Annotated in this window: 12 protein-coding genes; 6 read left to right on the plus strand and 6 right to left on the minus strand. The window is 69.0% G+C overall.

Annotated elements, in window-relative coordinates:
• Window positions 1–53: 53 nt before the first annotated feature.
• Window positions 54–2,813, minus strand: a complete 2,760-nt coding sequence (locus tag AC1DWT_RS09350; RefSeq protein ID WP_206015376.1) for a bifunctional acetate--CoA ligase family protein/GNAT family N-acetyltransferase — start codon at window positions 2,811–2,813, stop codon at window positions 54–56.
• Window positions 2,806–4,077 (minus strand): acetoin utilization protein AcuC, encoded by a 1,272-nt coding sequence (locus tag AC1DWT_RS09355; RefSeq protein ID WP_072942360.1) that lies wholly within the window; start codon window positions 4,075–4,077, stop codon window positions 2,806–2,808. Before AC1DWT_RS09355 ends, AC1DWT_RS09350 begins: the two co-directional genes overlap by 8 nt.
• Before the next feature lie 133 nt (window positions 4,078–4,210).
• Here AC1DWT_RS09355 and AC1DWT_RS09360 point away from each other — a divergent pair, with 133 nt between their 5' ends.
• Together AC1DWT_RS09360 and galE are read left to right on the plus strand one after the other, a co-directional pair.
• Complete coding sequence (locus tag AC1DWT_RS09360) at window positions 4,211–4,903, plus strand: iron-dependent transcriptional repressor DtxR (protein ID WP_015890477.1); 693 nt, start codon at window positions 4,211–4,213, stop codon at window positions 4,901–4,903.
• A gap of 3 nt (window positions 4,904–4,906) precedes the next feature.
• The gene (gene galE, locus AC1DWT_RS09365; protein WP_072942361.1) at window positions 4,907–5,899 is read left to right on the plus strand and encodes a UDP-glucose 4-epimerase GalE; all 993 of its coding nucleotides are present in this window, start codon (window positions 4,907–4,909) and stop codon (window positions 5,897–5,899) included.
• A gap of 7 nt (window positions 5,900–5,906) precedes the next feature.
• On the opposite strand, the gene AC1DWT_RS09370 is transcribed toward galE, so the two are convergent.
• The 3 genes from AC1DWT_RS09370 to AC1DWT_RS09380 all read right to left on the minus strand — a co-directional run bounded on the left by AC1DWT_RS09370 (window position 5,907) and on the right by AC1DWT_RS09380 (window position 8,626).
• Window positions 5,907–7,055: a DUF4192 domain-containing protein gene (locus AC1DWT_RS09370; RefSeq protein ID WP_206015375.1), complete on the minus strand. Its 1,149-nt coding sequence runs from the start codon at window positions 7,053–7,055 to the stop codon at window positions 5,907–5,909.
• A gap of 160 nt (window positions 7,056–7,215) precedes the next feature.
• Entirely contained in the window at window positions 7,216–7,881 is a 666-nt protein-coding gene (locus AC1DWT_RS09375) for a DUF5642 family protein (RefSeq protein ID WP_206016257.1), read from the minus strand.
• Between the two features lie 118 nt (window positions 7,882–7,999).
• Window positions 8,000–8,626, minus strand: a complete 627-nt coding sequence (locus AC1DWT_RS09380) for an MBL fold metallo-hydrolase (protein ID WP_095860678.1) — start codon at window positions 8,624–8,626, stop codon at window positions 8,000–8,002.
• A 286-nt stretch (window positions 8,627–8,912) separates the two neighbouring features.
• Here AC1DWT_RS09380 and AC1DWT_RS09385 point away from each other — a divergent pair, with 286 nt between their 5' ends.
• The 3 genes from AC1DWT_RS09385 (at window position 8,913) to AC1DWT_RS09395 (ending at window position 13,610) form a co-directional block, all read left to right on the plus strand.
• Complete coding sequence (locus AC1DWT_RS09385) at window positions 8,913–9,881, plus strand: proteasome assembly chaperone family protein (protein WP_095860679.1); 969 nt, start codon at window positions 8,913–8,915, stop codon at window positions 9,879–9,881.
• A gap of 146 nt (window positions 9,882–10,027) precedes the next feature.
• Entirely contained in the window at window positions 10,028–11,065 is a 1,038-nt protein-coding gene (locus AC1DWT_RS09390; protein ID WP_206015374.1) for an alpha/beta fold hydrolase, read from the plus strand.
• 40 nt (window positions 11,066–11,105) lie between these two features.
• Window positions 11,106–13,610 carry a DEAD/DEAH box helicase gene (locus tag AC1DWT_RS09395; protein ID WP_072942366.1) on the plus strand — a complete coding sequence of 835 codons (2,505 nt, stop codon included), beginning with the start codon at window positions 11,106–11,108 and terminating at the stop codon, window positions 13,608–13,610.
• Window positions 13,611–13,613: 3 nt separating this feature from the next.
• Here AC1DWT_RS09395 and AC1DWT_RS09400 read toward each other — a convergent pair whose 3' ends face one another.
• Window positions 13,614–14,018, minus strand: coding sequence for a DUF5997 family protein (locus AC1DWT_RS09400; protein ID WP_072942367.1), 405 nt, complete (start codon window positions 14,016–14,018; stop codon window positions 13,614–13,616).
• A gap of 58 nt (window positions 14,019–14,076) precedes the next feature.
• Here AC1DWT_RS09400 and AC1DWT_RS09405 point away from each other — a divergent pair, with 58 nt between their 5' ends.
• Complete coding sequence (locus AC1DWT_RS09405) at window positions 14,077–14,841, plus strand: LysR family substrate-binding domain-containing protein (protein ID WP_206015373.1); 765 nt, start codon at window positions 14,077–14,079, stop codon at window positions 14,839–14,841.
• The last annotated feature ends 3 nt before the right edge of the window (window positions 14,842–14,844 follow it).

Raw genomic sequence — 14,844 nt, forward strand, 5'->3', positions numbered from 1 at the left:
GCACCGGCGCTGTGCCGTGCGGGGAGCTTCTGTCTGCGGGACCGTGTGTCGGGTCAGCGCAGCCGGCGGGGTCCGAGGTCGGCGACGCTGGGCTCAGGGCCGATCCGCACGCGCGAATCGGTGACCAGCGCGCCCTCGGCGGACGCGAGCACCGGTTCGCAGGCCAGTTCCCGCACCTCCGGCAGGTCGTCGGCGAGAGCGGAGATCCGCTGTACGAGGTCGACGAGGGCCGATTTGTTCACCGGCACCGCGCTGCGGTAGCCGGACAGCAGCGGCGCGGCCTTCGGTGCGTCGATCAGCTCCGCCGCGGCGTCCTCGGTGAGGGGCAGCACCCGGTAGGCGCGGTCACCGAGCAGGTCGGAGATCACGCCGGCGAGCCCGAACGAGATGAGCGAGCCGAACGACGGGTCGTCCTGCACGCCGACGACGCAGCCGATTCCCTTGGTGGCCATCCGCTGCACGTGGAGCAGGGGTTCACCGGATGCGGCGGCGAGGTCGCGGTAGGCCCAGCGGACCGAGTCCGGTCCGACGAGGTCGAGGCGGACGCCGCCGAGGTCGGGCCGGTGCCGCCACTGTTCCCCCGTCGCCTTCACCGCCACCGGGTATCCCAGTTCCTCGGCGGCCTGCACGGCCTCCTCCTCGGTGGTGGCGGACCGGAATTCCACGACGTCCACGCCGTAGCACGCGAGGAGTTGCGACGCCTCGAAGTCCGACAGCCAGCGTCCGGACGACGCCCCGAGCCAGCCGTCGACCAGCGCTTTCGCCCGCTCCGGATCGATTCCGTTGGGGCGCAAGACTTTCGAGGACGGCTTACTCTTCCAGGCCGAGTACCGCCAGGCCCGCGCCAGCGCCAGCGCCGCGCGTTCCGGACCCGGATAGGACGGCACCGAACCGCGCGTCGGATGCCCGTCCTCACCCCGGACCGCCAGGACGTCGGGCACACCCTCCGCCGCGAGGAACGTCGTGAGGACGGGTTTGTCGGCGTCCCGCACCGCTTCCCGCAGCGCCTGGGCATACGGTTCGGCGGGCACGGCGACCGGGGGAACGAACACGGCGATCACCGAATCGACGTCGAAGGACGCGAGCGCCGTCCGCACCGCCGTCGCGAATTCCTCGGGACCGGCCTGCGGGCCGAGGTCGACGGGGTCGCCGACCTGCAGACCCTCGCTGCGGGCCGCGTCGGCCGCCAGGACACCGAGCGCGGTGGAGTTCCCGACCACGGCGAGCCGGGGGCCTGCGGGCAGCGGCTGGTACCCGAACAGCAGCGCACAGTCGAACAGCTGCGAGATCGACCCGACCTGCACCACCCCGGCCTGCTCGAAGAGTGCACGCACGATCGAATCGTCCATCTCGCCGCCGCTGGCCGCCAGCGCGGGCGGGACGGCGTGCCGCCCACTCTTGACCGCGACGATCGGCTTGTTTCTCGCCACCCTCCGCGCGATGCGCGAGAACTTGCGGGGATTGCCGAAGCTCTCCAGATACAGCAGCACGACCTCGGTGGCCGGGTCCGAATCCCAGTACTGCAGCAGGTCGTTGCCGGAGACGTCGGCGCGGTTGCCTGCAGAGACGAACGCGGACAACCCGATTCGGCTCCGCGCGGCCTCGTCGAGGATGGCGATGCCGAGGGCGCCGGATTGGCAGAAGAATCCGACGTTGCCGGGGCTCGGCAGCACCGGCGCGAGGGTGGCGTTCAACGACACCTCTCGGTCGTTGTTGGCCACGCCGAGCGCGTTCGGACCGATCAGCCGCATCCCGTGTGCGCGGGCGGCGTGGACGAGGCGGCGCTCGGACTGCCGTCCGTCCATTCCGGTTTCACTGAATCCCGAGGACACGACGACGAGGGCCTTGACCCCCTTGTCCAGGCAGTCGTCGAGAACGGCGTTGATCGATTCGGCGGGGACGGCGACGACCGCGAGGTCCACCTCGTCGGGGATGTCCCGGACCGTCGGGTACGCCCGCACCCCGTGGACCGAACGGTGCTCGGCGTTGACCGGATACACCGGGCCGGTGAATCCGGCCCGCAGCAGGTTGGTCAGGACGGCGTTGCCGACCTTCGCCCGGTCGGTGGACGCGCCGATCACCGCGACCGAACGCGGACTGAGCACGTTGCGCATACTCCGCGCCTCGGCGGCCCGCTCGCGGGAATTGCGCACGGACACCATCGCTTCCGTGGGGTCGATCGCGAACTCGAGCCTGAGCACGCCGCCCTCGAAGCTGCGACTCACCTGATATCCCGCCTCACGGAAGACGGTCACCATGTTCCGGTTCTCCGCGAGGACCTCGGCGACGAACATCGTCAGACCGCTCTCCGCGGCCGCCGCGGCCAGGTGCTCGAGCAGGATCGGCCCGAGTCCGCGGCCCTGGTGCGCGTCGGCGACGACGAATGCCACCTCCGCGGATTTGCCGTCCCCCTCGCCGGTGAGCCGCTCGTACCGGCCGACGGCGATGATCTCGTCCCCCAGCAGCACCACGAACGCGACCCGGTCGTGGTGGTCGACCGTGGTGAAATGAACGACGTCCCGTTGCGACATGGTCGGGTAGGGACCGAAATACCGTAGATAGCGGGTGCGTTCGGACAGCTTGGAGTGGAACGCAACGAGTTTGTCGGCGTCCTCGGGCACGATCGGCCGCAGCGCGACCGCCCCGCCGTCCGCCGCGAGCACGTCGGCGACCCAGTGCCGCGGGTAGTTGTGCGCGGGGTCGGGTTTCCCCGTCGCCCCGGCACTACCCGACGACTCAGTGCTGCCCGTCTCCGCGCCGCCCGACGACTCCGTGGCGCCGGTCGTTTCGCTGTCGTCCGCCTGCTCAGTCACGGGGATCCTCCGGGTCGAGTCCGAGTAGCGGGAAGCAGGCGCGGCGGGTGGCGATGACGGCGGAGTCGATCCGCGTCAGTGCGCGGTCGACCGACGGAATCCCGGTTTCCGGTGTGCCACCGGGACCGTCCCACGGCAGGTAGTCGACCTCCCCGCCGTCGCCCATGGTGTCCGGCAGGTCGACGCTGGGCGCGAGGGCGTGAGCCCGCTCCTGCCAGGCCTCGGGCACGGCACGGGCCGTGTCGATCTCCCGGTCGAGCGCCGCGGCGATCAGGTGGGTCCACGCACGCGGAACGACCCGGACGAGGCCGTAACCGCCGCCGCCGACGGCGAGCCAGCGCCCCTCGGCGTAGCGGTCGGCGAGGTCGCGCATCGCGAGGAACGCGGCCCGCTGGCCGTCTACGGTCAGCGCGAGGTCGGCCAGCGGGTCCTCCCGGTGGCTGTCGACACCGCACTGACTGATCACGATCTGCGGCCGGAACGCGGCGAGGGCACCCGGCACGACGGCGTGGAAACCACGCAGCCACAACGCGTCGACGGTGCCGGGCAGCACGGGCAGGTTGATCGCCGTGCCCTCCCCCGATCCCTCGCCGACTTCGCTCGACCACCCCGTGTTGGGCCAGAGGGTTGCCGGGTGCTGGTGCAGCGAGATCGTCAGGACCCGCGGGTCGTTCGCGAACGCGTGCTGGACGCCGTCACCGTGGTGTGCGTCGACGTCGATGTAGGCGATCCGGTCGAAACCGTTGTCCAGCAGCCAGGAAACGGCTATGGCGACATCGTTGTACACACAGAAGCCGGAGGCCCAGTCGGGCATGGCGTGATGCATGCCGCCGCCGATGCTGACGGCGCGGCGGGTGCGGCCCGCGGCGATCTCCTGCGCCGCGGCGAGGGATCCGCCGGCGAGGATCGCGCTCGCCTCGTGCATCTGGGGGAAAACGGGATTGTCCTCCGTGCCGAGCCCGTGCGGTGCCTCCGCGCCGAGCACACCGGACGTCGCGGAGTGACCGGCCTGTTTGACCGCTTCGATGTACGCGGGAGTGTGGATCCTCAACAGATCTGCGTCCGAGGCGGCGGCGGGCCGCAACAGTTCGACTCCCTCCAGAGTCCCGAGGCTGCGCGCGAGCGACATGGTCAGCTCGAGCCGCGTGGGATTCATCGGATGGTCCGCACTCCACCGATAACTGAGATAGTCCGGACTCCACACGACTGCACGGTTCGATACCAGTGCAGCCGAATCCTCCCCGGAACTGAACGACGCGGTCATGGACTCACGCTACTGGTCCCCCGTGGAGGGTGTCAGCAGACCCCGCCGGACCGGCACCGACGCGCGGCGGGGACGGACGGCGCCGGTGCCGGGCAATCACCGGTAGAATCAACCGAGACGAAGGGGTGTGAGTGTGAAGGATCTGGTCGACACCACGGAGATGTACCTCCGGACGATCTATGACTTGGAAGAAGAGGGCGTCGTCCCACTTCGAGCACGTATTGCCGAACGACTCGAGCAGAGCGGTCCGACGGTCAGCCAGACCGTCGCCCGGATGGAACGTGACGGCCTTCTCCTGGTCGCCGGTGACCGCCACCTGGAACTGACGGAGAAGGGCCGCGAGCTTGCGGTGTCCGTGATGCGGAAGCACCGCCTGGCCGAACGACTCCTCGTGGACGTCATCGGTCTCCGGTGGGAAGAGGTTCACGCGGAGGCGTGCCGGTGGGAGCACGTCATGAGCGAGGAAGTGGAGCGGCGCCTGGTGGAGGTGCTCAACAACCCCACCACCTCGCCGTACGGCAACCCGATTCCGGGACTGGCTCTGCTTGGGCTGGACCGCCCGGTCGACCCCCCGGAGACGCTCATCCGCCTCACGGACGTGCCGCCCGGCAAGCCGACCGCGGTCGTCGTCCGCCGTCTCGCCGAGCACGTCCAGTCGGATCCGGACGTCATCGGACAGTTGCGTGAGGCGGGCGTCGTTCCGGACGCGCGCGTCACCGTCGAGACCAAGCCCGGGTCGGTCACGATCACGGTGCCCGGCCACAGCGGGTTCGATCTGTCCGAGGAGATGGCGCACGCCGTCCAGGTGAAGCAGGTTCAGGGATAGTCGATGAAACTTCTGGTCACCGGCGGCGCCGGCTATGTCGGCAGCGTCTGCAGCACGGTCCTGCTCGAACGAGGACACGAGGTCGTCGTCATCGACGACCTGTCGACGGGTAATGCCGACGCGGTGCCGCTCGGTGCCGAGTTCATCGAGGGCGACGTCGCGGACGTGGCGGCGGAGGTGCTGGGCACGAGCGGCACTCCCCGGTTCGACGGGGTGCTGCACTTCGCCGCGCAGTCGCTCGTCGGCGAGTCGGTCCAGTACCCGGAAAAGTACTGGCGCGGCAACGTCGTCACCACGCTCGAACTCCTCGAGGCCATGCGGCACTCGGGGACGCAGAAACTCGTGTTCTCGTCGACGGCCGCGACGTACGGCGAACCGGAGCACTCGCCGATCACGGAGGCCGATCCGACGCGTCCCACCAACCCGTACGGGGCGACGAAGCTCGCGATCGACCATGCCATCACCTCGTACTCGGTGGCGCATTCGCTCGCGGCGACCAGCCTGCGGTATTTCAACGTCGCGGGAGCGTACAAGTCGGCCGGCGAGAACCGGGTCGTCGAAACGCATTTGATTCCTCTCGTGCTCCAGGTGGCGCTCGGCCAGCGGGAGAAGATCTCGATCTTCGGAACCGACTGGCCCACCCCGGACGGAACGGCGATCCGCGACTACATCCATGTGCTCGACCTCGCCGAGGCGCACGTGCTGGCCTTGGAGTCGTCGATCGAGGGCAGGCACCGCATCTACAATCTCGGTAGCGGCGCGGGTTTCAGTGTGCGCGAAGTCATCTCGGCGTGCGCGCGGGTCACCGGGCTCCCCATCGCGGTCGAGGACGCGCCGCGCCGGGCAGGCGATCCCGCCGTGCTCGTCGCGTCGAGTGATCGTGCGATCGCGGAACTCGGGTGGCGGCCGGAGCACACGGACCTCGACGAGATCGTCGCCGACGCCTGGACCTACCTGCAGGAGCTGGGCGACCGGTCGCACGCGGCACGTCGTTGACGCGGGCTCAGCCGGCGAGCGGCGGGGGCAGCACGACACCGACCGCGCTCGCGCGTTCGTAACCGACGTCGGCCAGTCCCCGCACCTCGGCCGGCCGCATTCCGCTGTGCAGTGCACCGTCCAGCAGGGTGGCCAGCCTGTGCCCCGGCTCCGAGTCCAGCGCGGCGGCCAATGCGATGCCGGCGAACGGCCCGTCCCCCCGCAGGTAGGCGCTGTAGCCGAGCAGCGCCGCCGGGTTCGCGCGTTCCGGGTCGGGAAGGTTGCGGGCCAGGAGAATCCACAGTTGCTCGGCATCGTCGGCGTACGGGCCCACGGCGAGTGCGAGCACGCTGTCCCGGACGGTGACGTTGTCCAGTGCGAGCGCGAGTTCCGCGTACTCCGGCGCGAGGAGCCTCTCACCGGACGACACCCGCGCCACGTGTGTCAGCACCAGTTCGAGCTCGAGTCGGTGGCAGCGATCCGGCATGGGCGACCGCTCGGCCAGTTGCCTTCGCAGAAGCGACGACGGGCGGCCACGTTCGATGAGGGCGGCAATCTGCATCCGTTCGAGCACCGGCCCCACCTCGATCGTGGCCTCCATCTCCTCGCGCGAGGCGCGGATGGGCTTGCCCTCGAGGACCCGCGCGAGCGCGACGCGGGACGACGCCGGATCGGACTGGACACCGTAATTGCCGCCGAAGAAGCTGAACCATGCACCGCCCGAAGCGATCTCCGCCGTGAGGAAGACGTCGAGAAGGTCGGTCGGCGTGAATTCGAGGAGCTCCTCGAATTCGTCGACGATCGCGGACAATTCGTCGAGGCAGAGCGCGGACGGGCCGGTGACACGGTCGTCGACGAGAACCAGGATCACCCCGCCGGCGCGGTCGCGCTCACAGACGGTGGCGAACTGGCCCAGCGCCGCGCACATCGTCGGGCTCGGCCCTCCGGCACCTCCGAGGACCAGGTCATGTCTCATGACGGCGCCGACCGACGAGTTGCGCTTCCCGGTCAGGCACACCGCCACGATCGACCGGGCCGGCCGGAATCCGAGCAGTGCGGGAATCGAGGCGAGGAGGTCGTCCGGAGCGGACAGCGTGACCGTGTGCTGCTGCGGGGGCGGTTCCCCGCCGGGATCGTCGGAGAAGCCGGAACCGTGGGGCAATGCGGGTGTCGTCATGCCCCAGACTCTGTCGGGTCGACCCCGCGGGGGCCGGCGGGCGAGCTGGGCAAACACAGAGGGCTGTGGATGGGCGACGGGTTGTGGACAACCCGGCCGCCGCGCCGGGCGGACGCGCCGTTCGTCCGAGAAGTCGTCGGAGCCCTGTGCTAGGGCCCGCTCAGCTGTTCTGCACCTTCTGCACGGCGGCGGTGAACACTTCGTCGAGCGCGACGGTGTCGGCCTTCGCATCGCCGAACGACATGAAGGTCGCGGACACCCGCACGTCGCCCACCTGCGCGATCAGCGTCACCATCGACTGGGTGACCTGTTCGCTCCCGGTGCCGGATTTGACGGTCCGCCGCAGCGCGAGGGTGTCGTCCGCCCGGACGGGAGGGGCCGGAGTGATCTCGGTGGTGACGGTGGACTCGGCCCCGTTGTCCGTCACGGTGACCTCACCGCACCTCTTCGTCTGTTCCGCCAGGTCGTCGAGGGGTGTATCGGTCCTGGCGAGCTCGACCGAGATCGTCGAGCGGCTCGCATTGTCGGTACCGACCGCCATGACCGTGCCGGTCGGTCCGTAGTCCTGTGCAGGCGGCGCACAGTCCGCGGGGTCGACCACCGCGCCCTGCGGAACCCCCGTCAGGTCGGGCGCCGCCATCGACACGGCCTGAGCGGGCAGGACGATCGCCTCGTAACGGGCGGGGAAGTCGGCCGGATCGACCAGCAGCTTCGACAGTCCCTTTCCGGACGGCGAACCCGCCACGATGGTGGTGCTCGGCTGCGGTTCACCGGAGACGGTCGAGGCACACCCGGCGAGAATCGCTGCCGCGGCCAGCGCGACCACCGGGGCGACGGCCGTCCGTACCGCTGTGCGCCGAGATGTCACCGTCGTCCTCCCGTGTCGGATGTACCCTCTCCGCCACTCTGCCACGCCGGCACACCGACAGCGGGGAGGCTGCGGCTCAGCTGCCGCGGGCGATCCATTCCTCCAGATGCGGGGCCTCGGTGCCGATGGTGGTGCCGTCGCCGTGCCCGGTGCGGACCGTCGTCGACGCCGGCAGCGCGAACAGGCGATCGCGAATGGATCCGATGATCGTCGGGAAGTCCGAGTAGGAGCGCCCGGTGGCTCCCGGACCGCCCGAGAACAGGGTGTCGCCGCTGAACAACTCCCCCACCTCCGGCAGATACAGGCAGCAGGAACCGGGAGAATGCCCGGGCGTGTGGAGCACGCGGAGGTCGGTCCCGGCCACCGCGATCTCCTGCCCGTCCTCGATCGGCGTGTAGGCGACGGCGGGGTGCGTCTGCTGCCACAACACGTCGTCGGCCGCATGGAGGAAGAGCGGGGCGTCCAGTGCCGCGGACAGTTCGGGGGCCACGGTGACGTGGTCGTTGTGACCGTGGGTGCAGACGATCGCCCGGACGCGCCTGCCGCCGACGGCCGCGACGATCGGGGCGGCGGTATGAGCTGCGTCGATCACCACGACTTCGGCGTCGTCACCGACGATCCACACGTTGTTGTCGACGTCCCAGGTGCCACCGTCGAGGCTGAAGGTGCCGGAGGTGACCACTCGGTCGATGCGCACGCTCACGACTCGACCTTCGATCGCCGTATCGCTCGTACCCGTATCGCTCGTACCCGTGTCGACATCGCGCACCTCCAGGGTCGTCCGTCTCGGATCGTGCCGTTCCTCACATTGCCACAGACCGTGCGCGGGATCTCGCTGTGGGCGAACACCGGAGGCCGTCCGGCGGGAATTATCGGTCGCGCGTGGCGTGTTCCCCCAGAGCAGGGCCTCCGAGAGCAAAGTCCGACGTATCGATGCCGGAGACGATAGGGGACACTGGAGGCCAGGCACGAAGGAGAAGAGGTCTGTAATGGACGAACAGTCGAAGATGTACGAGCTGGAGTTCCCGGCACCGCAGCTGTCCTCCGCGGACGGGCAGGGACCCGTGCTGATCCATGGACTCGAGGGCTTCTCCGACGCAGGCCACGCCGTCAAACTCGCCACGACGCATCTCCGCGAGAGTCTCGAGAGCGAACTCGTCGCCTCCTTCGCGGTCGACGAGCTCGTGGACTACCGCTCCCGTCGGCCCACGATGACGTTCAAGGCCGATCACTTCTCGGACTACGACCAGCCCGAGCTGAACCTGTATGCGCTGAAGGACACGGCGGGTACCCCGTTCCTGCTGCTGGCCGGCATGGAGCCCGATCTGCGCTGGGAGCGGTTCACGACGGCGGTGCGCCTGCTGGCCGAGCAGCTCGGTGTGCGCCGGACCGTGGGCATCAACGCCATCCCGATGGCCATCCCGCACACCCGCCCGCTCGGTGTGACCGCACATTCCACCAACAAGGACCTGATCAAGGACCACCAGCGCTGGTCGGGTGAATTGCAGGTGCCGGGCAGCGCGTCCTCGCTGATCGAGTTGCGGATGGCGCAGCACGGGCACGAGTCGGTGGGATTCTCGGTTCACGTTCCCCACTACCTGGCTCAGACGGACTACCCGGGGGCGGCGGAAACCCTCCTCGAGAATGTGAGTGACGTCACCGACCTGGATCTGCCACTGGCCGCGCTCGGCGAGGCCGCCGCCCGCGTCCGCGAACAGGTCGACGAGCACATCGCAGGTAACGACGAGGTACAAACCGTCGTCCACGCCCTGGAACGTCAGTACGATGCCTACGTAACGGCTCAAGAACAGCAATCCACGCTCCTGGCCAGCGAGGAAGACCTGCCGAGTGGCGACGAACTCGGTGCGGAATTCGAGCGTTTCCTGGCCGAACAGGCGATGCAGGACGGCGAGAGCGGCAACTCCGAGGAGGAGGGCGGATCACAGGGCGGGGCCTGACCGGGTAGCGGTTTGTGCGGTCGCCCTCCCGGCACTGTGCGACCGCACGGTCCAGTTGTTCGGCCGGGACCCGTGCAATAGCGTCGAGACCAAGCCGATGATTGAGCTGTCAACATTCGGGAAGTGCACCTAGTTCAGGAGGCGACATGAGCGACAACCGCATTCGTAAGCTCAGGCCTGTTCCGGACGCCGAAACCCGCATGATGTTCCGCACCATCCACGGCTACCGTCGCGCGTTCCGCATGGCGGGCGAGGGTCCCGCGCTGCTGCTGATCCACGGCATCGGCGACAACTCGTCCACGTGGACCGAGATCATCCCGCATCTCGCCAAGAACTACACCGTCATCGCCCCCGACCTGCTGGGTCACGGACGCTCCGACAAGCCGCGGGCCGACTACTCGGTGGCGGCGTACGCCAACGGCATGCGCGACCTGCTGTCCACCCTGGGCATCGACAAGGTCACCGTCGTCGGTCACTCGCTGGGCGGCGGTGTCGCCATGCAGTTCTCCTACCAGTTCCCGCAGATGGTCGACCGCCTCGTCCTGGTGTCGGCAGGCGGCGTCACCAAGGACGTCCACCCGCTGCTGCGGCTCGCGTCCGTCCCGGTGGTCAACGAGGCGCTGAAGCTGCTGCGCATTCCCGGCGCGATGCCCACCGTGCGGCTGGTGGGGAACGTGCTGAGTCAGCTGAACGGCACGCGCCTGCGCCCCGGTGCGATGCTCCACGACACACCCGACCTGGTGCGGGTACTCGCGGAGCTGTACGACCCCACCGCGTACGAGGCGTACCTGCGCACCCTCCGCGCGGTCGTCGACTGGCGCGGGCAGGTCGTCACGATGCTCGACCGATGTTATCTGACCGAGAACCTCCCGGTGCAGCTCATCTGGGGTGATCAGGACGCCGTCATTCCGGTGAGCCACGCCCACCTCGCGCACGCGGCGATGCCCGGCTCCCACCTCGAGATCTTCCGCGGCGCAGGACATTTCCCGTTCCGCGACGACCCGATGCGGTTCCTGCGCACCATCGAGAAGTTCCTGTCCGGAACCCATCCCCTGCAGTTCGACGAGGCGAAGTGGCGGCAGATGCTCGTCACCGGGGTCGGTGAGAGCACCATCACCGGCAGCGCGTCCACCCGCATGGCGGTTCTCGACGCGATGGGATCGGACGAACGCAGCGCGACATAGGCCCGGCAGCGGCGCACGGCCGTCCGGCTAGCCTGTAGCAGTGCTTCTCTCCGACCTGCTCCCCGAGAACGCGGATTCCGATTCCGTTTTCGACGCCTTCACCTCCTGGACCGAAGAACGAGGACTGACGCTCTATCCCGCCCAGGAAGAATCCGTCATGGAGCTGGTGTCCGGGGCCAATGTGATCCTGGCGACGCCCACCGGATCCGGTAAGTCGATGGTGGCGGTCGGCGCCCACTTCTACGCCATGGCCACCGGCAAGCGCACGTTCTACACGGCCCCGATCAAAGCCCTTGTCAGCGAGAAGTTCTTCGCTCTGTGCGAGGTGTTCGGCGCCGAGAACGTCGGCATGATGACCGGCGACGCCGCCGTCAACTCGCGGGCACCGATCATCTGCGCGACCGCCGAGATCGTCGCGAACCTCGCGCTGCGCGAGGGCCCCGACTCCGACATCGGCCAGGTCGTGATGGACGAGTTCCACTTCTACTCCGAACCCGACCGCGGCTGGGCGTGGCAGGTCCCCCTCGTCGAACTCCCCCACGCCCAGTTCCTGCTCATGTCGGCCACCCTCGGGGAGGTCGACTTCTTCTCGTCCGACCTCACCCGCCGGACCGGGCGGCCCACCACCGTCGTGGCGGGCACCGAGCGTCCCGTTCCGCTGATGTTCTCGTACGCGACGACACCCGTGAGCGAGACGATCGAGGAACTGGTGACCACCAATCAGGCCCCGGTGTACGTCGTCCACTTCACCCAGGCCGCCGCCCTGGAACGAGCGCAGGCCCTGACGAGCGTCAACTTCTGTTCGCGCGAGGAGAAGGACGCCATCGCCGACGCCCTCGGCGGGTTCCGGTTCACCACCGGATTCGGCAAGACGCTCTCACGTCTGGTCCGGCACGGCATCGGCGTCCACCACGCGGGCATGCTGCCGAAATACCGGCGCCTCATCGAGAAACTGGCGCAGGACGGTCTGCTGAAGGTCATCTGCGGCACCGACACGCTCGGCGTGGGGATCAACGTCCCCATCCGCACCGTGCTGCTGACCGGGCTGACCAAGTTCGACGGCACCCGCACGCGGCATCTGCGGGCCCGCGAGTTCCACCAGATCGCGGGACGTGCGGGACGCGCCGGCTACGACACCCTGGGCACCGTGGTGGTGCAGGCCCCCGAACACGAGGTCGAGAATCTGCGGGCGCTGGCCAAGGCGGGCGACGACCCGAAGAAACGCCGCAAGGTGCAGCGCAAGAAGGCGCCGGACGGATTCGTGTCGTGGGGCGAGGCCACGTTCGATCGCCTCGTCGCCGCATCGCCGGAACCGCTCGTGTCGAGGTTCTCCGTGTCGAACTCCATGCTGCTCAACGTCATCGCACGGCCGGGTAACTGCTTCGAGTCCATGCGGCACCTCCTCGAAGACAACCACGAGCCGCGGCCGGCGCAGCGCAAGCACATCCTCAAGGCGCTGTCGCTGTACCGGGGGCTGATCGACGCCGGTGTGGTGCAGCGACTCGACGAGCCCGACGCCGACGGCCGGATGGCCCGGCTCACGATGGAACTCCAGCGGGACTTCGCACTCAACCAACCGCTGTCGCCGTTCGCGCTGGCGGCCCTCGAACTCCTCGACGTCGAATCCGATTCCTATGCACTGGATGTGGTGTCGGTGATCGAGTCGACCCTCGACGACCCCCGGCAGGTGCTCATGGCGCAGCAGCACTTCGCCCGCGGCGAGGCGGTCTCGCAGATGAAGGCCGACGGGATCGAATACGAGGAACGCATGGAGTTGCTCGAGGAGGTCACCTGGCCCAAGCCTCTCGCGGACCTGTTGTTCCCGGCGTTCGAGATGTACCGGGGTGGGCATCCGTGGATCACGGAGTTCGCGCTGTCGCCCAAGTCGGTCGTGCGGGACATGGTCGAGCGGGCCATGACGTTCGCCGAAATGGTCAGCCACTACGGTCTGGCCCGTTCGGAAGGCCTCGTGCTGCGGTATCTCGCGGACGCGTATCGCGCACTGCGCCAGACCGTTCCGACCGAGGCCCGGACGGAGGAACTCGACGACCTCATCGAGTGGCTGGGTGAGCTGATCCGTCAGGTCGATTCGAGCCTGCTCGACGAGTGGGAATCACTCACCGACCCCGGTGCCGAGGGCGACGACCAGCAGGTCGCGTTCGGCGCCGACGTGCCGCGCCCGATCTCCGCGAACACGCGGGCATTCCGGGTGATGGTGCGCAATGCCATGTTCCGGCGCATCGACCTCGCCTCGCGGCGGCGGTGGGCCGAGTTGGAGGGGCTGGACGACGGCATCGACGCCGAGGAGTGGGAGGACCAGCTCCAGCCGTACTTCGACGAATACGACTCGCTCGGCACCGGACCCTCGGCGCGCGGCCCCCAGCTGTTCCAGGTGGAGACCGCGCCCGAGCTGTGGCGGGTCCGGCAGGTCCTCGAGGACCCGCAGGGTGATCACGGGTGGGCGCTGACGGCGGTCGTGGACCTCCCCGAGTCCGACGCGGCCGGTGAAGTGATCTTCGACGAGCTCAGCATCGTCGAGGGATAGCGGTCACGAACGCGGCCGGCGGGGCTGATCACGCCGTGCCGCGTTCTTCTCCTTGATGCGGACGGTCTCCTTGCGGACCTCGGCCTGGGTGGCGCGCTCCTGCTGCAGCCATTCGGGGCGATCCGCCATGAGGGCGTCGATCTGCTCGGTGGTGAGCGCCTCGGTGATGCCGCCGCGCGCGAGGCCCGCGATGGACACCCCCAGCTTCGCCGCGACCACCGGACGCGGGTGCGGGCCGTTGCGGCGCAGCTCGAGCAGCCACTCCGGCGGATCGCTCTGCAGTGCGCCGAGCTCGTCGCGGGAGACGACACCCTCCTGGAACTCCGCGGGGGTGGCCTCGAGGTACACACCCAGCTTCTTCGCCGCGGTGGCGGGCTTCATAGTCTGAGGGCTCTTGTGCGACGTCATGGTGTCAAGAGTAACGAGCGTGTGCGGTGCCGTTGACCACGCCCGGTAGCCTGACGGAGTGACAGACGCGGATGCATCCCCTCCCTTCCGGCTCGCGTATGTCCCGGGCGTGACCCCCACCAAGTGGGTACGGATCTGGGCCGAACGGCTGCCCGACGTCCCCCTCACCCTCGTCCCCGTGTCCGCCTCGGACGCACCCGATCAGTTGCGTGGCCGGAGTGCGGACGTGGGCCTGGTGCGGCTGCCGATCGACCGGACCGGTCTCAGCGCCATCCCGCTGTACACCGAGATCCCGGTGGTCGTGGCACCGAAGGACCACGTCGTGGCGGCGGTGGACGAGGTGTCGATCGCGGATCTGGCCGACGAGATCATCCAGCACCCCCTCGACGACGTCCTCGTGTGGGACCGGCTGCCGGGACTGCCTGCCGCGGACCGTCCGGCCACGACGGCCGACGCGATCGAACTGGTCGCCGCGGGGGTCGGGCTGCTGGTCGTCCCGCAGTCGCTCGCCCGGCTCCACCACCGCAAGGACCTCGTCTACCGGACGGTGTCGGACGGCCCGGAGTCGCGGATCGCGTTGTCGTGGCCCGAGGACGAGACCACCGAACTGGTGGAGGAGTTCATCGGCATCGTCCGGGGTCGCACCGTCAACAGCTCCCGGGGTCGCACCCCGGCGGCGGCCGAGCCGAGGAAGAAGCGTCCCGCCGCGGCGGCCGCACGACAGAAACCGGCCACGGGGACGCGGACGCCGCGCTCCGGCACCGGAGCCAAGGGCGGCAAGCCCAAAGGTGGCAAGAAGGGCAAACCGCGTCGGCGGTCCTGACAC

The organism is Rhodococcus sp. P4_B6 (assembly GCF_056402215.1).

Excerpts from the sequence above, each read along its gene's own strand:
- AC1DWT_RS09355 (WP_072942360.1), bottom strand. The coding sequence starts at position 4,077 with ATGACCGCGTCGTTCAGTTCCGGGGAGGATTCGGCTGCACTGGTATCG.
- galE (WP_072942361.1), top strand. The coding sequence starts at position 4,907 with ATGAAACTTCTGGTCACCGGCGGCGCCGGCTATGTCGGCAGCGTCTGC.
- AC1DWT_RS09370 (WP_206015375.1), bottom strand. The coding sequence starts at position 7,055 with ATGACGACACCCGCATTGCCCCACGGTTCCGGCTTCTCCGACGATCCC.
- AC1DWT_RS09385 (WP_095860679.1), top strand. The coding sequence starts at position 8,913 with ATGGACGAACAGTCGAAGATGTACGAGCTGGAGTTCCCGGCACCGCAG.
- AC1DWT_RS09390 (WP_206015374.1), top strand. The coding sequence starts at position 10,028 with ATGAGCGACAACCGCATTCGTAAGCTCAGGCCTGTTCCGGACGCCGAA.
- AC1DWT_RS09400 (WP_072942367.1), bottom strand. The coding sequence starts at position 14,018 with ATGACGTCGCACAAGAGCCCTCAGACTATGAAGCCCGCCACCGCGGCG.